Below are 23035 nucleotides of genomic sequence, written 5' to 3'. Positions count from 1 at the left end.
GCCCTCTGGCCTTCAGCTGGCCTTGATGGAGAGGGTCAGCACGAAGCGGGCCATGGCCTCGTCGCCGTTGCGCGACGGGCAGGTGGCCACCACCTGGATGGGGCGGTTGATGCGCTGACCGCTCGCCAGGGACTCGTCGATCATGGCGTCGATAAGCTCCCCCGCCGCGCAATCAAACTGCACGTCCCCCTCCGGGCGCTTCAAAAACTCCCCCTGCACATCCTTGAAGGCGAAATGCACCTTCTTGCGCCGCGCCCGCCCCTTCTCCATGACCAGGAGCCCTCCCACCAGGTCGGCACCGGTGGCGAGCGCCCCGAAATACATGCTGCCCAGGTGGTTGCGGGTGCGCCAGCCCAGCGGAATGCGGATGCGCAGCGCCCTGGCGTCCATCTGCTCGATGACGGGGGCACAGAAACCAATGACGGGAATGTAGCGCCAGGCGAACAGACGCAGGGCGAGGTTGCCTTTGAGGCGTTGCAGGTCCATTGCAAACTGATCCGATGAGTGAATGTGACGCAAATGTTGCCAGCCTGCTTCCCGATAGACAAGCCTCCCGTGCCATCCCTGTGAGCGGCCCCCCAAAGGGTATTTGCAAAATTCATGCAATGGCTGGGTTCTATTTACCTGGCAAATGATAAAACCGGCCTTTCCTGATCCCGGGTCGCCTCTCTTTTCCCCTTTTTCCGATTTTTATCAAGGTCCCGCCCCGGATGACGGGACCATGACAGCCATATCCGAATGAAACACAACGAGAAATACTCCCCGTCAGGGGGCTAGCCCAGGATCCCGCCCCCGCCACTGGGATTATTCGCAGTAACCAAACCCCCTCTCCCTCGCTAGGCTGTTGCTGGCCCGGAAGTAGCCACTCGGCACCGGGTCAACCCGTCTACCAATCTCACCATAAGGATAGAGAGATGAGTCACGTGCAACAGTTGTTCAACGGGGGCGAGAGCGCCGGTACTTTCCAGCTCAACTTCAACAACAACCGTGCCTACGAGCTGTTTGGCCGGGAGTACCTCAAGTGCTATGCCAACCTCAGCGCCAAGGGGAAGATGAGCAAGCCCCTGCCCACCGGGCCGCTGAGCTACACCGTCGACTTCGCCATGGATTGCGGCTGCAGTTCGGTGCTGTTTGACTTCAACCTCGCCTACAAGAAGACCTTCGGCAACCAGTTGCAGGCCCCCCTGTGGCGCGAGTCGGACTACGAGGCCGAGCTGGTGCTCTGCCAGCTGGTGCGCGAGGCACCGGCCAACCGCCTGAGCAACCATGATCAGTTCGCCGAGGCCGAGGCCTTCTTCAACGACGTCAATCTGCCCGATACCGTCCGGGCGGTGGGCAATGATCCCTATGCCGACAAGGACGGCCTGGTGGAGTTCATCGTGGCCAACGAGCTGCTGGACGATCCCGCCGTCATGGCCAAGCTGGCGGAGCAGAAGGCCTACCTCATCGCCATCACCTCCGTGGTCACCGCCTACATCAACCGTTACGCCGAAGCCTATGGCGAGCAGTACAAGACGGACGCGGATCTCTGGGCCAGGGCCCTCTCCAAGATCCCCCTGATGGGGCCGAGCAAGATCGATCAGCAGAGCTACAGCCGCCACATCAAGGGGCTCAGCATCGCCACCGACTTCATCAACTTCATCATGGACGTGGTGGTGAGCCAGGGCACCACGGCGCTGGCCAGCTTCAACAAGTTCCTGCAAAAGCAGGGGGATGCCATCCGCTTCGGGGTGGAGAACAACAAGGACTTCTACAAGACCATCACGGTGGGGGTCACGGTGGAAGTGTTCAAGGTGGGCAACGAGCTGGTCTATGTGCCGAAGATCAAGCAGTACCGCGTCAACTTCGACCGCCAGAACAGCAAGTTCACCTCCGCCTGTGCCAGCGCCGAGTTCGTCGACATCTACTTCAACTACCTCTATGCCGCCAACGTGTTCGACTACGAGGCCCTCAAGGACCCCGAGATCAAGCGCGACTTCGACAGCTTCATCCAGAAGCAGCGCAAGGCACAAATTGAAGAAGCGGATACCTTCTTCAACGATGACTTCCCGCCCCTGGAGCCCAAGCTGGTCAGCCGCAGCAAGGTCACGGTGTAACCCCGCCAGTCAAAAAAACAGCCGGCAGATGCCGGCTGTTTTTTTAGGTGGGCCTCAGGCCCGTTTCTCTTCAAGCCAGGCCCCCTGGCTCTGCATCTCGAACAGCTGGGCATAATGCCCCCCCAGCGCCATCAGCTCGCCGTGGGTGCCGCGCTCGCTCACCCACCCGCGGGAGAGCAGCAGGATTTCATCGGCATCCACAATGGTGGAGAGACGGTGGGCGATGGCGATGGTGGTGCGGCCACGGCGCGCCGCCGAGAGCGCCTGGGAGAGGGCGAGCTCGGTCTGGGAGTCCACGCTCGCGGTCGCCTCGTCCAGGATGAGGATGCGCGGATCCCCCACCAGGGCGCGGGCAAAGGAGAGCAGCTGGCGCTGGCCGGCGGAGAGGTTCTTGCCCCCCTCCTCCATCAGTGTGGCCAGGCCATCGGGCAGGCGGCGCACGAAATCGGCCAGCTGCACCTCCTCCAGGGCCTGCCAGAGCCGGCCATCCTCGATGCCGTCACGCCCAAGGCGCAGGTTCTCGGCCAGGGTGCCGACGAAGATGAAAGGATCCTGCTGCACCAGGCCGATGCTGCGGCGCACCGCCGAGAGGGCCAGGCCGTTCATGGGGTGATCATCGAAGTGGATGCTCCCCCGATCCAGGGGGTAGAAGCCCTTCAGCAGGCTGATGATGGTGGACTTGCCGCTGCCGGTGTGGCCCACCAGCGCCAGCATCTGGCCCGGCCGGGTGGCAAAGCTCACATCTTGCAGTACCTGCTGCTCCCCGTCGTAGGAGAAGCCCACCCCGTCGAAGCGTACCCGTCCCTCCAGGGGGCGCACCTCCCCGTCGGTGCTCTCGCGGGTTTCATCGAGCAGGGCGAATACCCGCTCCCCCGCCACCATGGCCTGCTGCAACTGGTTGAGCTGGTTGGTCATCTCGATGAGGGGCTCGATCATCCGCCCCAGATAGCTGATGAAGGCGTAAAGCACCCCCACCTGGATGGCCCCCGCCGTGCTCAGCCCCTCGTGGGCAAACAGGGCCAGCAGACCGATGAGCACCATCATGTAGAAGAGATCGATGAGGGGGCGCAGCAGGATGCCGTTGATCTTGAGGCTCTTGATCCGCGCCTGCCAGTGCTGCTGGTTCACCCCGGCAAAGGCATTGGCGAAGTGGCGCTCCTGCACCATGGCCTGGATCACCGGCATCCCCTGCAACGACTCGTTGAGACGGCTGTTGATGTCGGAGAGCAAGGATCGGGTCGCCCGCACCACGGGCACGCTCAGTTTCTGGTAGAGCCACATCACGGCCCCCACCGCCGGCAGCAGGGTGGCGCACACCAGCATCAGGCGCAAGTCCAGCAGCGCCATGGAGAGCAGGATGCCGCACAGGAGCACCACTTTTTGCACCAGGAGCCCTATCACCTGGACATAGAGGTTCATGATCGCCTCGGTGTCGTTGGTGATGCGGGAGATGAGGGAGCCCGAGCGGTGCTTGTCGAAATAGCGGGCAGGCAGGCGGATGGCGGTGGCGAACACCTGCTCACGCAGGCGCTGCACCACCGCCTGGGCGATGCGGTTGAAGCGCAGGGATTGCAGATAGAAGCCGGCCGCCGACAACACCTGCAACCCCAGATAACCGGCGGCAAGGGCGGCGATGATGCCCCACTCCAGCCGGCGCGGCGCCAGGTAGTCATCGATGAAGAGCTTGATGAGCAAGGGGCCCGCCACCTCGGCGCCGGTGGCGAGCAGCAGGCAGATGCCCGCCTGCACCAGCCAGCGGGGGTAGCTGGCGCAGTAGGCGAGCAGCCGTTTGATGGTTGGATTCACAGACTTGCCTCCAGCGCAAGGTTCCACGGGAATTGACTCTCTTTGCTCCCCTCTCCGATCGCGGGAGCCGGGCGGGGGGTGAAGGAAACCAGGGGTCTTGTCATCCTGTTCACAGGCTCTCCTCCACGTCCTGCTCCAGGCGCTGGTAGCGGACCATGTCCGCGTACCAGCCGTTCCTGGCCATCAGGGCCTCGTGACGGCCCCGCTCGCTGATCGCTCCCTGCTCCAGCACCAGGATCTCGTCCGCCTGCTCCACCGCCGTCATGCGGTGGCTCACCAGCACCAGGGTGCGTTTGTGGACCTTGAGGGCCAGCAGGATCTGCTGCTCGGTGTGGGCATCCACCGCCGAGAGGGCGTCATCCAGCACCAGGATAGGGGCATCCAGCAGCAGGGCGCGGGCGATGGCCAGACGCTGCTTCTGACCGCCGGAGAGGGTCACCCCCTTCTCCCCCACCTCGGTTTCATACCCTTTGGGGAAGCGACTGATGTCGTCGTGCACGCAGGCGATGCGCGCCACCCGCTCAATCTCCTCCCGACTCGCCTCGGGGCGGCCCAGGGCGATGTTGGCCGCGATGGTGGTGGAGAACAGAAACGGCTCCTGGGGCACATAGGCAAACTGGCTGCGCAGCTCACCCAGCGACAGTTGCGAGATGGGCACCTCCCCCATGCGGATCTCCCCGGCCGTGGGGTTGGCCAGGCGCATCAGCAGCTTGAGCAGGGAGCTCTTGCCTGCCCCGGTGCGTCCCACTATCCCCAGCATGGCGCCAGCCTGCAGGGTGACATCCACCCCCTGCAACAGGGTGCGCTGCTCCAGCCGGTAGCCCAGTCCCTGCACCCGCAAGGGAAAGGCCGAGGCCAGCGCCACGGGATGGACCGGCTCCTCGATGTCGCTGCGCTCCCCCAGCAGGCTTTCGATGCGCGAGTAGGCGGCGCTGCCCCGCTCGATGATGTTGAACAGCCAGGCGATGGCGAACATGGGCCAAATGAGCTGGCCGAGGTACATGGTGAAGCTGGTGAGCTCCCCCAGAGTCAGCTTGTCTTGCAGCACCAGGGCGCTGCCCCCTGCGACCGCCAGAAAATAGGAGCAGCCGATGCACAGGTAAATCACGGGGTCGAACTTGGCGTCGATGCGGGCCACCGCCATGTTGCGCTCCCCCGCCTGACGAGTCAGCTCGGCAAAGCCCTCGTCCTCCAGGGATTCGACCGTGTAGGATTTGAGCACCCGTACCCCGGATAGGGCCTCCTGGGTCTTGTTGTTGAGGCGGGAGAAGGCCCCCTGAGCCGCCTTGAACTCCTTGTAGATCTGGGTCCCGAAGCGGTTCATGAAGAAGGCCATCACCGGCAGGGGCAGCAGGGAGAGCAGGGTCAGCTGCCAGGAGTACTGGCTGCACATGATGGAGAGCACCAGGATGCCGACGATGAAGGAGTCCACCAGGGTCAGCACCCCTTCCCCTGCGGTCATCTCCACCGCCTGGATGTCGTTGGTGGCGTGGGCCATCAGATCACCGGTACGGTGGCGCTGGTAGAAATCCGGGCTCATGCGGGTGAAGTGGCTGAACAGCCGGTTGCGCAGCACGTAGGCAAGCCGGTAGGAGGCACCGAACAGCATGACCCGCCACACGTAGCGCAGCAGGTAGATAAGCAGTCCCAGGCCAAAAAGCCCCGCCAGATAGCCGGTCAGGGTGCCGCTGTCCAAGTCACCCTTGGCGATGCCATCCACCACCCAGCCCACCACCTTGGGGGGGATCACGGTCAACAGGGCCACCAGCATCAGCAGGGAGATGGCCACCAGATAACGCCGCCACTGATCCTTGAAAAACCAGCCAAGCCGCAAAAATACGCTCACAGAGAAGTCCTTGGTCGCGGCGCGCTGCCGCGTGATCGTGAAGAGAAGCTCAATACAATCGCCCCCTGGCGGGGGCGAACGAGTGGGTCATCATAGCCTGAAGCGGGTGACTTGAGAACGATTGCTATCTTGCCCTCCCTCAGAGCCGCTTGTCGGGGGGCGAAAACGGGAAGGCGACCGACTCCTGCTGCTCCCCGGTGAGCAGGAAGTGGGAGACCTCCTCCCGGGTCTGGGTAAAGACCTGCTGCAACTGGTTGAGCTCCCCCTCGCTCAGCTCCTCCTGCAGCCGCAGCCGCCACTCCAGTTCCCCGGCCAGCAGTTGCAGGCGGGAAGCGGAGATGTTGGCCGACACCCCCTTCAGGGTATGCAGCAAGCGGCACGCCACTTCGGGCTGCTGGCGACGCAGGGCGGTGCGGATGTCCCACAGATCGTCCTTGTGCTCGGAGAGGAACAGCTTGAAGAGGATCTGCAGCGCCTCCCTGTCATGCTCCAGCCGGCGCAGGGCATCCTCCAGATCCAGCACGCCCATGAGGGCCGGCGGCTTGACCTCGATGGGCACCTTGGGCTCCCCGCCGCTGCTCTTCACCCATTGCAGCAGGTTGTTGTAGAGATCGAGCTTGCTCACCGGCTTGGTGACATAGCCGTTCATGCCGACGCCAAGGCAGCGCTCCCTGTCCCCCGGCATGGCGCTGGCGGTGAGGGCGATGATGGGCACATCGTGCTTGTCCACCATCTTGCGGATCTGGCGGGTGGCATCCAGCCCGTCCAGCACCGGCATCTGCAGATCCATCAGGATGACGTCGAACGGCTGCTCCGCCACCTGCTCCACCGCCTCGCGGCCGTTGTCCACCACGGTGACCTTGGCCTCCACCCGGCGCAGGTACTCCAGAATGAGCTGCTGGTTGACCCGGTTGTCCTCGGCCAGCAGCACCCGGGTACCGCGCAGCAGCTCCCGGAACTGCTGCTGATCCCCCTGGGCCTCCGCCTGGCGGACCTTGCTGTCATGGGAGCTGCCGTTGAGCAGTTCGTCCACCTTGGCCAGCAAGGCGTTTTCGGTCATGGGCTTGGCCAGGAAATGGGTCAGTCCCATGCTCTCCATCCGCCCGTGCAGCCCCTCCCTGGACCAGGCGCTGGTCATCAGGACAGGCAGGCGCCGCCACTGGCTGTGCTGGTACATCTCGAGAGCCAAGTCCAGGCCATCCTCCTGACCCATGCGCCAGTCGAGGATGGCGAGGCGGATGTGATGCCCCTCTTCCCGCAGCACCTGACGGGCGCGGGAGAGGCTGTTGACCGTGATGACGGACGCCCCCGCCCGTCCCAGGATGTCCTTGGCCAGCTCCAGCACCAGCTCGTTGTCATCCATCATCAGGATCAGAGGCTGGTGATCGAAGAAGACCCGGCGCCCCGAGACACCGTACACCGCCTGGGAGATGGGGATCTCGAACAGGAAGGTGGATCCCACCCCGGGCTTGCTCTGCACGGTGATCTCCCCGCCCATCAGCCCCACCAGCCGCTGGGAGATGTTGAGGCCAAGCCCGGAGCCGCCATATTTGCGGGTATTGCCCGCCTCCAGCTGGGTAAAGGGCTGGAACAGCTGGGCCTGTTTCTCCGGGGCGATGCCGATGCCGGTATCCCGCACGCTGAAACAGACCCGCATGGGATGCTGGCTGGTGAGCGTAATGGCCACCTCCACCTCGCCCCGCTCGGTGAACTTGATGGCATTGTTCACCAGGTTGACCAGCACCTGACCGAGGCGCAGCGGATCCCCGCGCAGGAAGTCGGGCACGGCGGGAGACTTGTTGATGATGACCTCGATGTGCTTGCGCTCCGCCAGATCCGCGAACATGGCGGCGAGGGAGTCGAGCTGCTCGCTGAGATCGAAGTCGATCTCCTCCAGAGTCAGCTTGCCGGACTCCACCTTGGTGAGATCCAGGATGTCGTTGATGAGCAGCAGCAAGGTATCCGACGAGGATTTGATCTTGTTGAGATAGTCCCGCTGCTGGGGATCCAGACTGGTTTGCAGTGCCAGGGCGCTGAAGCCGATGATGGCATTCATGGGGGTGCGGATCTCGTGGCTCATGTTGGCCAGGAAGTCGCTCTTGGCCTGGGCCAGCAGCGCGGCATGGCGAGAGAGCTCGCTCAGCTTCTGGTTGCGACGCCACAGGGTCGCGGCCACCAGCGAGAAGCAGAGCAGCGCTCCCCCCAGCACCATCAGGTAGAAGCGGCTCTTGAGAGAGGAGGCCCGCTCCAGCTTGCTCTGCTTCCAGGCGGGCAGCGAGCTCAGCCCCTTCATCTCCACCACCTGATTGCGCAGGCGATGGTACTCCATCACCTGCTGATTGAACTCCTGGCCCAGCCGAACGAGGGCCGCGACCCTCGGCTGCTCGCCATAGCGGTCGAGCAGGTGCTGCTGGAGTTGCAGCAGTTGCCGCTGCTCGTTCTGATCCCAGCTGCGTCTGAGGTAGTGGTGCAGGCGCATGAGTTCGGTCAGGTCGCGGTACTGCGCCTCACCGACCGGCAGGGTGCCTTGCAACGCCTTGAGCTGGCCCTGGAAGCGGGGAGCCAGATACTCGATGGTCATCTCCATGGTGTAGAGCCTGGCGAGATCCAGCAGATAACCGTCGATGTCCCGCTGCAACGCCTGGGAGCCGGGGTCGTCCACCGACTCCGGATCCTCGTGCACCAGCCTGACGAACCTGTCCAGGTGACTGGAGAGCAGGCTCAGGCGTTGCTGTACGCTGCCATCGCTGGCCTTCTCGCGCCCCAGCAGATAGACGGTATCGGTATTGACCCGATTGAGCACCATCTCAGCCGCCACGCTCAAATCGAAGGCACGCTGCTGCTGGCTGAGCAACTGCCAGCAATAGGCAGAAAAGCCCACCAGCGATACGATGATAAGGCCAAAGACAACACGATTGGCCCGTGCAACACTCTTCATCCCGTCTCGATTCTCATGTCATGGTCGGCCATCCGGTGACATCAGGTCACGGCCGGAGGCCAACTGTGAAAAACCACTGAGTGCTATGTTACCGTTAGTCGGCGCTTTGATTGCAATAAAGATGTTGCCGGGCCATGAAATAAGGAAGCAATTATGTCACTTGTCACCACCTATTGTAGCCAATGCTTTACCCGCAACCGCCTGCCTGTCGAAAAAGCAGACTCAAACGCGAAGTGCGGCCGCTGCCGTCACCCCCTCTTCGAACAAACCCCGGTGGCGGGGCGTCAGGCCAGCTTCGATGCCCTGATCCAGTCCGACATCCCGGTGGTGGTGGACTTTTGGGCAAGCTGGTGTGGCCCCTGCCTCCAGTTTGCCCCCGTCTTTCAGGAGGTCGCCCGGGAGCTTGAGCCCCGCCTTCGCTTCGTGAAACTCGATACCGAGCAGGAGGCCGCCATCGCAGGTCGCTATGGCATCCGCAGCATTCCTACCCTGATGGTCTTCCAGCGGGGGGAGATCCTGGCACAGCGCAGCGGCGCCCTGCCCAAGAGCCTGTTCAAGGAGTGGCTGCTCTCCTTCACCTCCCCCGTCAAATGAAAACAAAATGTTTCATTTCTGTTTGATTGAAGATCCATTTTCACTTGACTCTGTGAGTCGCCACATGATTTGACCATATCCCCCTGTTTCAAACAGGGGGATAAATGTAACCTCGGCATCACAACAACAACCATAAATTAACCGAGAGAACGTTATGCACACATCGGCTGTACCTACGACTCCCCCCTCACGCTGGCTGGACATCAAGTCCGGGATCGTCATCCTGGATCTGCTCCTGCTCTGCGCCATGCTGGCATGGCTCCCGTTTGACCCCATGGTCAACAAGGGGCTGGCCATCCTGATCTTCATCGCCATCCTCTGGCTGACCGAGGCCGTGAACATCACCATCACCGCCATCTCCATCCCGGTGCTCGCCACCCTGCTCGGGGTGTTCGACATGAGCAAGTCGCTGACCGACTTTGCCAACCCCGTCCTGTTCCTCTTTTTTGGCGGCTTTGCCCTCGCGGCAGCCCTCTCCAAGCAGGGACTCGACACCCAGATCGCCGGCAAGGTGATGCAGCTCGCCAAGGGACACCTGGGCTGGGCTTCCATCGTGCTCTTCACCATCACGGCCGCCCTCTCCATGTGGATCAGCAACACCGCCACCGCGGCCATGATGATGCCGCTGGCCCTCGGCATGCTGAAGGGGCTGGACGTTCACAAGGAGCGCCGCACCCTGGTCTTCGTGCTGCTTGGCGTCGCCTATAGCGCCAGCATCGGTGGCATCGGCACCCTGGTGGGCAGCCCCCCCAATGCCATCGCCGCCGCCCAGATGGGCTTGGGCTTCACCGACTGGCTGGAGTTCGGCATCCCCGTGGTGATCATCTTCATGCCGGTAGGTATCGGCCTGCTCTACTGGGTGACCCGTCCCAATCTCTCCCACCAGGTGAGCACCGAGCAGGTCACCATTGAATGGACAGGTCAGCGCAAAGTGACCCTGGCCATCTTCCTGACCACGGTGCTGCTGTGGATTGGATCCCAGCCTCTTGCCAAGGCGCTGGGCGGCATTCCCCAGTTCGATACCCTGATCGCCATGGGCGCTATCCTGGCCATCGCCGTCAGCCGGGTCGCCAGCTGGGATGACATCAACCAGAACACCGACTGGGGCGTGCTGCTGCTGTTCGGGGGTGGTCTCACCTTGAGCGCCATCCTCAAGCAGACCGGGGCCAACGCCTTCCTGGCGGAGCACCTCTCCAGCGGCCTCTCCTCCATGCCCATCTTCGTGATCCTGCTCTGCCTGGCCGCCTTCGTGGTGTTCCTGACCGAGCTGGTCTCCAACACCGCCACCGCCGCGCTGCTGGTGCCGCTGTTCGCCGGGGTGGCCGAGGCTCTGGGGGTCTCCCCCATCGTGGTCTCCGTGCTGATCGCCGTCGGCGCCTCCTGTGCCTTCATGCTGCCGGTGGCCACGCCCCCCAACGCCATCGTCTTCGCCAGCGGCCATATCCAGCAACGGGAGATGATGCGGGCCGGCCTGGTACTGAACCTGGTGTTCACCGTCATCCTGACCATGCTGGCCTATTTCATGGGGGATATCCTCCACTGAGGTTCGCCCCCTAATGCCCCTCCAAGCCCCGCATCGCCGGGGCTTTTTCTCGCCCCGACACCACCGCACTCCCTACCCGTGACATCACGGCGACATTAACTCGCACTTAAGAAATCACCTCCATGATGCTGACAACGGCCATCACGCAGCCATGGCTGACGATGGCGATGATCATGGACATCACGACAAGGGGATCACCTCATGGGAAAGACGATGCAGAACAACCGTGAAATCAAGGTATGGGATCCGGTGGTCAGGGGATTTCACTGGGCCACTGTGCTGTTGTGCGTGCTGAATCTCTTCATCCTTGAAGAGGGAGCGCGCAACCACCGCTATGCGGGATATGCGCTGGCAGGACTGCTGGTACTGCGCATCGTATGGGGTTTCATCGGCTCCTATCATGCCCGCTTCGCCCAGTGGCTGCCGACACCGGCCGGCGTCATCACCTATCTCAAGGAGACGATCAAGGGGCGCCACCCCTACTACGCCGGTCACAATCCTTTGGGGTCCTTGATGATACTGCTGCTGTTGACCTGCCTTGTCGGCACCGCCGCCAGCGGGATCATGACCGAATACGGGCCGCTCTCCGGCACCCATCGCATGGAAGAGATCCACGAGTTCTTTGCCAAGGGGTTGCAGGTGGCCATCTTCGTCCATGTGCTGGCCGTCATCGCCCTGGATCGCCTGGTACGGGGCGATCTCGTCAGGGCGATGATCACCGGCAAGAAACGGGTGCCGGCGGACACCCGGGTGGTCGACAGGCCCTGAGCCTCCCTCAGCCCGACAGATGAAAAAAAACCCCGCATCGCGGGGTTTTTCACAGGAGCAGACATCAACCGACGCTGCAGCTCGTCAGTTTCCAGATCCGGTCTACGTAATCCTGGATGGAGCGGTCGGAGTTGAACTTGCCCATGGTGGCCGAGTTGATGATGGCTTTCTTCGCCCACAGGGCCGGATCCCGGTACCAGGCGTCGATCAGCTTGTGCGTCTCGGAGTAGGACTCGAAATCGGCCAGGGTCAGGTAAGGGTCTCCCCCTTCCAGCAGGGAACGCTTGATGGAGGAGAGTTCCCCCGGGCGACCCGGCGTGAAGTAGTCGGTATCAAACCAGTCCAGCACGGCTTTCAGTTCGGAGTTGGCGTAGTAGAAGTCATACGGGTTGTAGCCGCGCGCCTTCAGGGACTTCACCTCGTCCACATTCAGACCGAAGATGGCGCAGTTTTCGGCACCCGCCTCTTCGGCGATCTCGATGTTGGCTCCATCCAGCGTCCCGATGGTGATGGCACCGTTCAGCGCCATCTTCATGTTGCCGGTACCGGATGCTTCGTAACCTGCGGTGGAGATCTGCTCGGAGACATCCGCCGCCGGGATCAGCTTCTCGGCAAGGCTCACGCGGTAGTTCGGCATGAACACCACTTTCAGCTTGCCCTGGATACGGGCGTCGTTGTTGACCCGCTCCGCCAGCTTGTTGATGGCGTAGATGATGTCCTTGGCCAGCTTGTAGCCGGGCGCCGCCTTGGAGCCGAAGATGAACACCCGCGGATGCATGTCATAGTCCGGGTTCGCCAGCAGGCGACGGTAGAGCGCCATGATGTGGATGAGGTTCAGCTGCTGGCGCTTGTACTCGTGCAGACGCTTGATCTGGACGTCGAAGATCGCCTCCGCGCTCACGTCGATGCCGGTTTCCGCCTTGATGACCTTGACCAGCTTCTCCTTGTTGTGGCGCTTGATGGTCATGAACTGCTGCTGGAACGCCTTGTCGTCGGCAAACTTCACCACGCTGCGCAGCTTGTCCAGTTGCAGCGGCCACTCCTTGCCCACTACCTCGTTGTAGAGTTCGGCCAGTTCCGGGTTGCAGGCCAGCAGCCAGCGACGGGGAGTCACGCCGTTGGTGACGTTGCACATCTTCTCGGGCCACAGCTCGGCATACTCGGGGAAGAGATCTTCCTTCACCAGCTTGGAGTGGATCTCGGCCACACCGTTCACCTTGGAGGAGCCGATGACGCACAGGTTGCCCATACGCACCTTGCGCACGTCACCCTCTTCGATGATGGAGAGCTTGGCCTTGATGGCATCGTTGCCCGGCCACTTGGGCTCCACCAGCTCGTTCAGGAAGCGGGCGTTGATTTCATAAATGATCTCGAGGTGACGGGGCAGTACCTTCTCGAACAGGCTGACGGACCACTTCTCCAGCGCTTCCGGCAGCAGGGTGTGGTTGGTGTAGGAGAAGACCTGATAGCAGATGCCCCAGGCGGTATCCCAGTTCAGCCCCTCTTCGTCCACCAGCACGCGCATAAGCTCGGGGATGGCCACGGTGGGGTGGGTATCGTTGAGCTGGATGGCGATTTGCGCGGCAAAGTTGCTGAAGTCACTGCCATGCACCCGCTTGTAGCGACGCATGATGTCCTTGATGGAGCAGGCGCAGAAGAAGTACTGCTGGATCAGGCGCAGCTCCTTGCCGGCGTCGGTCTCATCGTTCGGGTAGAGCACCTTGGAGATGGTCTCGGCCTGGGCCTTCTCGGCCTGGGAGTCGATATAACCACCGGCGTTGAACACGTCCCAGTCGAAGAACTCGGAGGCGCGGGATTCCCACAGACGCAGGATGTTGACGGTGTGACCACCGAAGCCGACCACCGGAATGTCCCAGGGCACCCCTTTGATCTTGCGACCGGCGTGCCACACCTTCTTCAGGCCACCCTTGTCACCAAAGACGGTCTCCACGTAGCCGTAGAGCGGGATCTCCTGCACCGATTCCGGGCGGCAGATCTCCCAGGGGTTGCCATATTCGCGCCAGGAGTCCGGACGCTCGATCTGACGGCCATCCTGAATTTCCTGACGGAACAGGCCGTGCTCGTAGTGGATGCCATAGCCCACCGCCGGGTAGTTCAGAGTGGCCAGGGAATCGATGAAGCAGGCAGCCAGACGACCCAGGCCGCCGTTGCCAAGGGCCATGTCAGGCTCTTGTTCACACAGATCGGTCAGTTCCAGACCAAGTTCACCCAGCGCCTCTTCACAGACTTTGTAGAGGGAGAGGTTGTGCAGGTTGTTGGAGGTCAAACGCCCCATCAAAAATTCAGCAGAGAGATAGTGAATCGCACGAGTATCTTTCTTGAAGTGAGCCTGCTGAGTACGGGTCAGGCGCTCGTACACCTGTTCATTGACGGCGGCAGCGGTCGCTTTCCACCAGGCATCCGGAGAGGCTTTCTGTTCGCTTGTACCCAAGGTAGAACGCAGGTGACGCACGATACTCGCCTTGAGCTGATCTTTATCCAGTTGGAGATCCTGGTCTGTCTTCTTCTTGGTAGCCATAAACCATTTTCCTTCGTTACAAATAAAAAATGTCATCCCATCGGGTGGACCGGCGCTGTTGTTATCTCAGAATATGCTCCGGCGGGGGCATACTAGCTAAAGCCAAGGGTTTAAAAGTTAACGTGAGTCACACTTTAACGCATAAAAATGACAGTTTCACCATGAAAACCCTTTCCTTGAGCCAGCCTGAATGAAATATAAATTTCGTTTTAAATCATAGTGATATAAGAAAACAAAAAAGATAGTTTCATGAATAGGTTTTCAATGATTGCCTGTGACTGAAAATACGTGAAAATAACCGCCGACTAGGGAGAAATTGAAAGCGCTTTCAATTCACACCCCCTCGTCAGGTAATAAAAAGGATGCCCCAATCGGAGCACCCTTTGATTTCAATTAACCATGTGCCTTGAACTGATTGCTCATAGGGTCGTAGTGATACCCGATCTGTTGCAGACGGGTAGCCAGCTGATCTTCTGTCATATCGTAGTAAGCCAGCAGCTCTTCCAGACCATCACACTCCAGCCGCAGCTTCTCGTTGATGATCCCGAGCAGAATGTTCGCATCCAGTCGTTGCAAGGTACTAACGTCCATCTCGCTCCCTCCTCTCCCTATACAGGACTGTATAACCATGAGCGCCGACCCGAAGTTTGTCTACAGGTTAAAAAACACCCTGTATAAGGAAGATATAAATATCCTTTTTAATCATGTAGTTAAAGTCATCTCCTGTTAATCGGCTCACACTTTTAGCCACAAATGACTTGTCACTCCTTGCGAACAGAACTACTGTATGTGCATACAGCATGGTTATTCATACAGGAACGACATATGAGCCAGCCCCTGAATCTTTGCCCCCCCTCCTCCTCTGCCGGTCTGATCACCACCTGGCCCACTCGCCATCAGAGCAAGATGGGACAAGAGCAGCGGCGCGGCCCTCTCCATCAGGAAGCGCCGCTGCTGGATGCCCTGGGGCAACTGAGTCAGTCTGACAGTGGCTGGATCCTGCTCGTCGCCCCGCCCGGTCTGCCCGCCGCCGCGCAATTGCAGGCCAGAGGGATCAATCCTGCCAGGGTGCTTGTCGTGCACGCCCCCAAGATCAAGAATTGGCAGCGCCTGCTGGAGCAGAGCCTGATCAATGGTCACTGCGCCGCCGTGCTGACCTGGCTGCCCGAACAGGTCGCCCTGGACCGGAGCACATTGAGCACCCTGGGCCAACGTGCCGGTGTCCTGACCCGCTTCTTCGAGCCCTCAACCCCTCTGGGTGGGGCACTGAGCTACGGCGGCCAGGATATCTACCTGAACCACTGATCGCCCCTTCGGCGTAACAGCCAATGCGCCGGCATTGCCCACCGGGTTATCCAGGCTTCCGACCCGGGATGCCATGACGACAAAGACAAAGCAGCACAGCAGCACAGCAGCACAGCAGCACAGCAGCACAGCAGCACAGCAGCACAGCAGCACAGCAGCACAGCAGCACAGCAGCACAGCAGCAGTAAATTTGCTCAGGCCCAGACCGTCAAATGGGGCCCGTAAAAAAGGCGACCCGAGGGTCGCCTTTCAACATGCTGCTGTACGGGGGCTAATCGCTCTCCGTTTGCATCGAAGTCCGATTGATCAAGCCAGCTTGGTCTCCAGCTCGGCAATCTTGGCGGACCAGTAGGCCGGGCCGGTCTCGTGGATGTTGTTGCCCTGGGAGTCGACCGCCACGGTGACCGGCATGTCTTCCACCTCGAACTCGTAGATGGCCTCCATCCCCAGATCGGCAAAGGCCACCACGCGCGCCTTCTTGATGGCTTTCGCCACCAGATAGGCGGCGCCGCCCACCGCCATCAGGTAGACAGCCTGGTGCTGCTTGATGCTCTCGACCGTCTTGGGGCCGCGCTCGGACTTGCCGATCATGCCGATGAGGCCGGTTTCTCCCAGCATCATGTCGGTGAATTTGTCCATCCGGGTGGACGTGGTGGGGCCAGCCGGGCCGACCACCTCGTCACGCACCGCATCGACCGGGCCCACGTAATAGATGAAGCGGTTGGTGAAATCGACCCCTTCCGGCAGTCCTTCACCTTTTTTCAGCATGTCGGCGATGCGCTTGTGGGCGGCGTCGCGGCCGGTCAGGATCTTGCCGGAGAGCAGCACGGTATCACCGCTCTTCCAGCTGGCAAGCTCTGCCTTGGTGATGCCATCCACGTTGACCCGGCGCACATTGCCACCGGACTCACGGGTGATCTCCGGCCAGTCTTCCAGCCTGGGGGGTGTCAGCTCCGCCGGGCCGGAGCCATCGAGTTCGAAATGCACGTGACGGGTGGCGGCGCAGTTGGGGATCATCACCACGGGCTTGGAGGCGGCGTGGGTCGGTGCGGATTTCACCTTCACATCCAGCACCGTGGTCAGGCCGCCCAGCCCCTGGGCACCGATCCCGAGCTTATTGACCTTGTCATAGAGCTCGACCCTCAGCTTCTCTTCGGTGGTCTCGGGACCACGGGTAATCAGCTCCTGGATGTCTATGTGCTCCATCAGAGCTTCCTTGGCGAGCACCGCCGCCTTCTCGGCGGTGCCGCCGATGCCGATGCCGAGCATGCCGGGCGGGCACCAGCCAGCCCCCATGGTCGGCACCGTCTTGAGTACCCACTCCACGATGTCGTCGGAGGGATTGAGCATCACCATCTTCGATTTGTTTTCGGAGCCGCCGCCCTTGGCCGCGATACTCACTTCCACCTTGTTGCCCGGGATCATGTCGATGTGCACGACAGCGGGGGCATTGTCTTTGGTGTTCTTGCGGCTGCCGGCCGGATCCGCCAGCACGGAGGCGCGCAGCGGGTTGTCCGGATTGGTATAGGCGCGGCGGGTGCCCTCATCCACCATCTCCTGGACCGTCATGTCGCTGTCCCACTGTACCTGCATGCCGATCTTGACGAAGCAGGTGACGATACCGGTGTCCTGACAGAGCGGGCGATGACCTTCGGCAGACATGCGGGAGTTGATCAGAATCTGGGCCAGGGCATCTTTGGCGGCCGGGTTGATCTCGCGGTCATAGGCGGCCTTGGCGGCCTGCACGAAATCGAGGGGGTGGTAGAAGGAGATGTACTGCAGGGCGTCAGCAATGGAATCGATAAAGTCCTGTTTTCTAATGATGCTCATATCATCCTCACTGGTCCTTGTTATCGCTTGCGCGAGCAAGGGCTTCCATATGAGCCGGGCCTTCGGCAGGTGGCAAATGCACCTGGAGCCGGCAGACTGCGGCGTGTTTTTATAACGGTGTTTTTCTTAAAAATGCCGGCGGCCATGATACGCTTGACCACCCGAACCGGCTAGGGAGCCGGGCGCAAACTGTTGCCTATGTAACAAAAAATGAAACCAAGACTGCATATCCACCATTTCGACCCGCAGGCCTCGCTCCACACCTGGTTTGCCTGCCTGCAACACCAACCCTGGGCCATCCTGCTGGAATCCGCCGGCCCCCTGGGGGCTGACAACGGTTTTGACATCATCAGCGCCGATCCGCTTGCCACCCTGGAAACCCGGGGTACCAGCACCTGCCTCACCCAGGATAACCACCAGCACCATCATGACGGCGATCCCCTCGCCCTGCTCGCCAAGACCCAGCAAGCCCTGCTTGGGGAGCGCGTTGAGGATGACTCGGGATTGCCGTTTATCGGGGGAGCCCTGGGACTCTTTGGCTACGATCTGGGCCGACGATTCGAGCGTCTGCCCGCAGTGGCGCAACAGGACATCCAGGTGCCCGACATGGCGGTCGGGATCTACGACTGGGCGCTGCTGCGAAATGTCGCGACGGGACACTGGCAACTGGCCCACTGGGGTGATGAAGCCGGCCTCGCCCGCAGGCTCGACTGGCTGATGGCGCAGCGCGAACGAACCACCCTCCCCCTTCGCCTGACCGGCCCCTGGCAGAGCAACATGACGCGGGCCGAATACGGAGACAAGTTTGCCCGTATCCAGGCCTATCTGGCGGCGGGGGATTGTTACCAGATCAACCTGACCCAGCGCTTCAGCGCCCCTTATCAGGGGGATGAATGGTCCGCCTATCTCGCCCTGAGCGCCGCCAACAAGGCGCCGTTCTCCGCCTTTGTCCGCTTGCCGCACAGCGCCATTCTGAGCCTCTCCCCGGAGCGTTTCCTGCTGCTCGACAAGCGCCATATCGAGACCAAGCCCATCAAGGGCACCCGTCCTCGCCACCCTGATCCCGCCCAGGATGCCAGGGTGGCCGAGTCGCTCGCCAGCGCCGACAAGGACAGATCGGAGAACCTGATGATCGTCGATCTGCTGCGCAACGACATCGGCCGGGTGAGCCGGCCGGGGTCGGTCACGGTCCCGCACCTCTTTGCCGTGGAATCCTTCCCGGCGGTGCATCATCTGGTTTCCACCATTCACGGAGAACTGGATGCGCGCTGGCAAGAAGTGGATCTGCTGCGGGCCTGCTTCCCCGGCGGCTCCATCACAGGGGCTCCCAAGATCCGGGCGATGGAGATCATCGAGGAGCTGGAACCGGTGCGGCGCAATGCCTACTGCGGCAGCATCGGTTATCTGAGTCAGCACGGAAGGATGGATACCAGCATCTGCATCCGTACCCTGATCGCCGAAGCCGGTCAGCTGCACTGCTGGGCGGGGGGCGGCATCATCGCCGACTCCGATCCCGACGCCGAATATCAGGAGACCTACGACAAGGTGGCCCGCATCCTGCCACTGCTCGATGCCCTTTGACCCCATCCGGCCCTGCGGGGCCGACACAAGGAGACCCATGGAGATGACGAGTGCCGAGCTGCTGACCCGCTTTTTGCTGCAGCGCCCCGCCCCCGCCCATCGCCTGGCACTGGCCGGGCTCAAACCTGCCGCCGTGTTGATCCCCCTGGTGGAGCGCCCCGAGGGCCTGCACCTGCTGCTGACGCGCCGCAGCGCCGCCCTGCGCCACCACCCGGGGCAGATCAGCTTTCCCGGCGGGCGCCAGGACCCGGAAGACCGGGACCTCATTCACACCGCGCTCAGGGAAACCGAGGAGGAGCTTGGCATTCCCCCCTCCCAGATCCGGATCATCGGCAGCCTCACCCCTCTCAATACCGTCTCACGCTTCGATGTGCTGCCGGTCCTCGCCATGCTCGACCCAGGCTACGGGCTGACCCTGAGCCAGGACGAGGTGGCCCAGGCCTTCGAAGTCCCCCTCGCCCACGTGCTGGATCCGGGGCAGCACATATCCCTGAGCCTGCCAAGGGCGGACGGACGTCACACCATCTATTGGATCCCTTGGGAGCAATCTTTCATCTGGGGGGCCACTGCCAGCATGATCCGCCAGCTTGCCCAACACATCTCGACATAACATTTCGACAACATGATGAGGTGGGAAATTATCCAGTTAACATTCAAATAACACTGCATTTGATAAATAAGTTTTGATTTTTTATTCTTTTGATCACATTTCTACAAGAAAGTACGGGTTTTAGCCGCACAAAGGTGAATTTGATCAACATTTTTGATTAAAAAGAAAGTATTCTTGCGCCGACTAATTAAAACCACACATTCGGGGTGAGACACATGTCCAATACTGTCACTGGCGCACAGGATGTTGCAGCCGCACAGGAGCAAGGAATCAGCTCGGTCCAATCTCGCGGTTGGAGTAAACAAGACACCACCTGGGTGATCAGCCTGTTCGGTACCGCCGTCGGTGCAGGTATCCTGTTCCTGCCCATCAACGCCGGCATGGGTGGCTTCTGGCCGCTGGTAGTGATGGCGCTGCTGGTCGGCCCCATGACCTACCTGGCACACCGTGGTCTGGCGCGCTTCGTGCTCTCCTCCAAGCAGCCCAATGCCGACATCACCCAGGTGGTGGAAGAGCACTTCGGCGTGGGTGCCGGTAAATTGATCACCCTGCTCTACTTCTTTGCCATCTACCCCATCGTGCTGATCTACGGCGTGGGCATCACCAACACGGTGGAAAGCTTCCTGGTCAACCAGTTGCAGATGACGCCGCCCCCGCGCTGGATCCTCTCCATCGTGCTCATCATGGCCATGATGTCCGTGATGCTGGCTGGCGAGAAGCTGATGCTGAAAGTGACCGAGTTCCTGGTCTATCCGCTCATCGCCATTCTGGCGGGCATCTCCCTGTACCTGATCCCGGACTGGACCGGTGCGGCCCTGAATGAAATGCCGAGCACCAAGGATTTCGCCACCACCCTGTGGCTGACCATCCCGGTGCTGGTGTTCTCCTTCAACCACAGCCCGGCCATCTCCAGCTTCGCCCTGGCTCAGCGCCGTGATCACGGTGAGCATGCCGTCGCCAAGTCCGACGCCATCCTCAAGCGCACCGCCATCATTCTGCTGGGCTTCGTGATGTTCTTCGTCTTCTCCTGCGTGATGAGCCTGACGCCGGCCCAGCTGGCAGAAGCCAAGTCCCAGAACATCGCCGTGCTCTCCTACCTGGCCAACCAGCATGCGAGCCCCATCATCTCCTACTTCGGTCCGCTGGTTGCCTTCGTGGCCATCGTCTCCTCCTTCTTCGGCCACTATCTGGGTGCCCGTGAAGGTCTGAAAGGGATGATCGTCCAGAACATGCGCAGCTCCGGCAAGGCACCGAACCACAAGAAAGTGGAGCTGTTCATCATCGCCTTCTTCATCCTGACCCTGTGGGGCGTGGCCGTGATCAACCCCTCCATCCTCGGGATGATCGAATCCCTGGGTGGCCCCATCATCGCCACCATCCTGTTCCTCATGCCCATGTACGCCATCAAGCGCGTTCCGGCCATGGCGAAATACCAGGGTCAGATCAGCAACGTCTTCGTGGCGACCATGGGCCTCATCGCCATCTCCGCCATCCTCTATCAACTGGTCGGCTAAGCCTTCCTGCGATACCGTCGGGCCAGCATCTGGCCCGGCGCCTCCCACAGCCCGGCAGATCTCCTCTGCCGGGCTGTGTTCGTTATGATCATCAGACACTGGACTCAGATGATCAGAGCCCCTCAGATCAAAGACAGCCCTTTCATCCACTCTCTTTCCCCTTGGTGACAGCTTGCCGCTCATATTCCTTTCCCCATGGCACACGACCAAGGCGTGCTGCGTTATCCCGTCATCTGCCGCACGCCATTTGCCTTGCCAGACAGAACACCAGAGCCCTTGTCCTTACCAGGAACGCCCGATCTTCGGGGTTTAGCCCAGAGAGCCCAGATCCCCACCCAATTGAGCCTTTCTTCAAGGCATTCAAGGAAAATACCGGCCACAGGGCGCAGGCAAACCGCCGAGAGGGCCTTGACCGGGCTTCCCGTACAGCGTCCGAAGAGCAGATGACCCCTTCGGTCACCAGAGGGGATGCCACAGGCCGCCATGCTGACAGCACAAACAGCCCGATATGCCCTGCCGAATGCAGTGCCGGGCACGCGGGTACAGGGAATGGCTTGTTGGCGGTGGCGAGAACACGTAAGGCGGCCAACGGGCCCCTCCCGGGAAATCACACAGGGGGATCCGAGCACTGTCAGTGCCATGACACGGCGAGAAGGTGCAGGGCGCCTGACGCGCGCGCAAATAAAAAGCGCCCTCCGAAGAGGGCGCCTGTGCAGAGCGGAAAGTCTGAGGGGATCAAGCTTCGCGGCTGGGGACCGGGGCGGCATCCAGCAGGCTCTCATCCTCGGCCATGCAGGCGGCCGCAGTGAACAGCACGTCGGTGGAGCTGTTGAGGGCCGTTTCGGCGGAATCCTGCAACACCCCGATGATGAAGCCAACGGCCACCACCTGCATGGCGATGTCGTTGCTGATACCGAACAGGCTGCACGCCAGCGGGATCAGCAGCAGGGAGCCGCCCGCCACACCGGAAGCGCCACAGGCACTGATGGTGGCGACGACGGAGAGCAGAATGGCGGTTGCCATGTCCACTTCCATCCCCAGGGTATGCACCGCCGCCATGGAGAGCACGGTAATGGTGATGGCGGCGCCGGCCATGTTGATGGTGGCCCCCAGCGGGATGGAGACCGCATAGGTGTCTTCCGGCAGGCGCAGCCTCTCGGCCAGGGCCATGTTGACCGGAATGTTGGCGGCGGAGCTGCGGGTGAAGAAGGCGGTCACACCGCTCTCTTTCAGGCAGGTCAGCACCAGGGGATAGGGGTTGCGCTTGATCTTCCAGAAGACGATGAGCGGATTGACCACGAAGGCGATGAACAGCATGCAGCCGATCAGTACCACCAGCAGCTGGGCATAGCCAAACAGCGCATCGAAGCCGGTTTCAGCCAGGGTGGAGGCAACCAGGCCCAGGATGCCGAGTGGAGCGCAACGGATCACGGCCTTGACGATGGCGGAAACCCCGTGGGACACATCGGAAATCAGTGATTTGGTGCTCTCATTGGCGTGACGCATGGCGATACCAAGGCCGATGGCCCAGGCCAGGATGCCGATATAGTTGGCTTCCAGCAGTGCTTTCACCGGGTTGGTCACCACGTTGAACAGCAGGGTCTGCAGCACTTCCGTGATGCCCCCCGGCGGCGTGATCTCGGTAGCGCCTGCCACCAGATGCAGGTTGGAGGGGAAGAGGAAGCTCGCCACCACTGCCACGGCAGCCGCCAGGAAGGTACCCAGCACATAGAGCAGCAGGATCGGTTTCATGTTGGTCTTCTGACCCTGCTTGTGGCCGATGATCGCCGACATCACCAGCACGAAGACCAGCAGCGGCGCCACGGCCTTCAGGGCGCCGACGAACAGGCTGCCGAGCAGACCCGCCGCCTTGGCCCACTCGGGCATGAACATCGCAAGAAGGATACCGAATACCAGACCGACTAGGATCTGGCTAACCAGACTGGTGCTGTTGACCAGTCGAATGAGGGGGTGTTGTTGTGTCATCAAGTAGTCCCTGTGCACTCATGGTGCGTGAATCATTAGTCCTGTTGGCAACCAGCCCCGCGCATTGGCACCGGTCCGT

16 protein-coding genes are annotated in these 23035 nt (G+C 61.3%); 8 read left to right on the top strand and 8 right to left on the bottom strand.

What is annotated here, in order from left to right; genetic code table 11:
- Window positions 1–12: 12 nt before the first annotated feature.
- Window positions 13–486: a DUF4442 domain-containing protein gene (locus tag AB5Y54_RS00740; protein ID WP_104452976.1), complete on the bottom strand. Its 474-nt coding sequence runs from the start codon at window positions 484–486 to the stop codon at window positions 13–15.
- Window positions 487–914: 428 nt separating this feature from the next.
- On the opposite strand from AB5Y54_RS00740, the gene AB5Y54_RS00735 reads away from it, so the two are divergent.
- Complete coding sequence (locus tag AB5Y54_RS00735; RefSeq protein WP_042016562.1) at window positions 915–2096, top strand: hypothetical protein; 1182 nt, start codon at window positions 915–917, stop codon at window positions 2094–2096.
- A 54-nt stretch (window positions 2097–2150) separates the two neighbouring features.
- Here the strand turns inward: AB5Y54_RS00735 and AB5Y54_RS00730 are convergent, their stop codons facing one another.
- The 3 genes from AB5Y54_RS00730 to AB5Y54_RS00720 form a co-directional block, all read right to left on the bottom strand.
- Window positions 2151–3902 (bottom strand): ABC transporter transmembrane domain-containing protein, encoded by a 1752-nt coding sequence (locus AB5Y54_RS00730; RefSeq protein WP_368153101.1) that lies wholly within the window; start codon window positions 3900–3902, stop codon window positions 2151–2153.
- 109 nt (window positions 3903–4011) lie between these two features.
- Complete coding sequence (locus AB5Y54_RS00725) at window positions 4012–5748, bottom strand: ABC transporter transmembrane domain-containing protein (protein ID WP_104452977.1); 1737 nt, start codon at window positions 5746–5748, stop codon at window positions 4012–4014.
- Window positions 5749–5887: 139 nt separating this feature from the next.
- The gene (locus tag AB5Y54_RS00720; RefSeq protein WP_041211503.1) at window positions 5888–8686 is read right to left on the bottom strand and encodes a response regulator; all 2799 of its coding nucleotides are present in this window, start codon (window positions 8684–8686) and stop codon (window positions 5888–5890) included.
- Between the two features lie 153 nt (window positions 8687–8839).
- Here AB5Y54_RS00720 and trxC point away from each other — a divergent pair, with 153 nt between their 5' ends.
- From trxC to AB5Y54_RS00705, 3 genes are all read left to right on the top strand, one after another.
- The gene (gene trxC, locus AB5Y54_RS00715; protein ID WP_041211504.1) at window positions 8840–9280 is read left to right on the top strand and encodes a thioredoxin TrxC; all 441 of its coding nucleotides are present in this window, start codon (window positions 8840–8842) and stop codon (window positions 9278–9280) included.
- 154 nt (window positions 9281–9434) lie between these two features.
- On the top strand, window positions 9435–10823 hold the full coding sequence (locus tag AB5Y54_RS00710) for a DASS family sodium-coupled anion symporter (RefSeq protein ID WP_041215077.1): 1389 nt from the start codon (window positions 9435–9437) through the stop codon (window positions 10821–10823).
- Window positions 10824–11024: 201 nt separating this feature from the next.
- Window positions 11025–11591, top strand: coding sequence for a cytochrome b/b6 domain-containing protein (locus AB5Y54_RS00705; RefSeq protein ID WP_080770075.1), 567 nt, complete (start codon window positions 11025–11027; stop codon window positions 11589–11591).
- Window positions 11592–11655: 64 nt separating this feature from the next.
- Here AB5Y54_RS00705 and AB5Y54_RS00700 read toward each other — a convergent pair whose 3' ends face one another.
- Window positions 11656–14130, bottom strand: coding sequence for a glycogen/starch/alpha-glucan phosphorylase (locus tag AB5Y54_RS00700; RefSeq protein ID WP_104452978.1), 2475 nt, complete (start codon window positions 14128–14130; stop codon window positions 11656–11658).
- A 393-nt stretch (window positions 14131–14523) separates the two neighbouring features.
- On the bottom strand, window positions 14524–14721 hold the full coding sequence (locus AB5Y54_RS00695; RefSeq protein WP_005323525.1) for a DUF4250 domain-containing protein: 198 nt from the start codon (window positions 14719–14721) through the stop codon (window positions 14524–14526).
- A gap of 234 nt (window positions 14722–14955) precedes the next feature.
- On the opposite strand from AB5Y54_RS00695, the gene AB5Y54_RS00690 reads away from it, so the two are divergent.
- The gene (locus AB5Y54_RS00690) at window positions 14956–15435 is read left to right on the top strand and encodes a cell division inhibitor (RefSeq protein WP_104452979.1); all 480 of its coding nucleotides are present in this window, start codon (window positions 14956–14958) and stop codon (window positions 15433–15435) included.
- Window positions 15436–15741: 306 nt separating this feature from the next.
- On the opposite strand, the gene AB5Y54_RS00685 is transcribed toward AB5Y54_RS00690, so the two are convergent.
- Window positions 15742–17265: a fumarate hydratase gene (locus tag AB5Y54_RS00685; RefSeq protein ID WP_368153096.1), complete on the bottom strand. Its 1524-nt coding sequence runs from the start codon at window positions 17263–17265 to the stop codon at window positions 15742–15744.
- 210 nt (window positions 17266–17475) lie between these two features.
- On the opposite strand from AB5Y54_RS00685, the gene pabB reads away from it, so the two are divergent.
- The 3 genes from pabB to AB5Y54_RS00670 all read left to right on the top strand — a co-directional run bounded on the left by pabB (window position 17476) and on the right by AB5Y54_RS00670 (window position 20970).
- Complete coding sequence (pabB, locus tag AB5Y54_RS00680) at window positions 17476–18846, top strand: aminodeoxychorismate synthase component I (RefSeq protein WP_050498229.1); 1371 nt, start codon at window positions 17476–17478, stop codon at window positions 18844–18846.
- A gap of 43 nt (window positions 18847–18889) precedes the next feature.
- Window positions 18890–19456, top strand: coding sequence for a CoA pyrophosphatase (locus tag AB5Y54_RS00675; RefSeq protein ID WP_323900330.1), 567 nt, complete (start codon window positions 18890–18892; stop codon window positions 19454–19456).
- Window positions 19457–19671: 215 nt separating this feature from the next.
- A complete protein-coding gene (locus tag AB5Y54_RS00670) occupies window positions 19672–20970 on the top strand; it encodes a serine/threonine transporter (RefSeq protein WP_029314600.1) in 1299 nt (432 codons plus the stop codon).
- A 735-nt stretch (window positions 20971–21705) separates the two neighbouring features.
- On the opposite strand, the gene sstT is transcribed toward AB5Y54_RS00670, so the two are convergent.
- A complete protein-coding gene (sstT, locus tag AB5Y54_RS00665) occupies window positions 21706–22956 on the bottom strand; it encodes a serine/threonine transporter SstT (protein ID WP_010674901.1) in 1251 nt (416 codons plus the stop codon).
- Window positions 22957–23035: the final 79 nt, after the last annotated feature.

The organism is Aeromonas sp. s9, from assembly GCF_040907765.1.
In the GTDB taxonomy this organism is placed as follows: Bacteria; Pseudomonadota; Gammaproteobacteria; order Enterobacterales; family Aeromonadaceae; genus Aeromonas; species Aeromonas caviae.
This window is presented reverse-complemented; position numbering and strand designations above follow the sequence as displayed.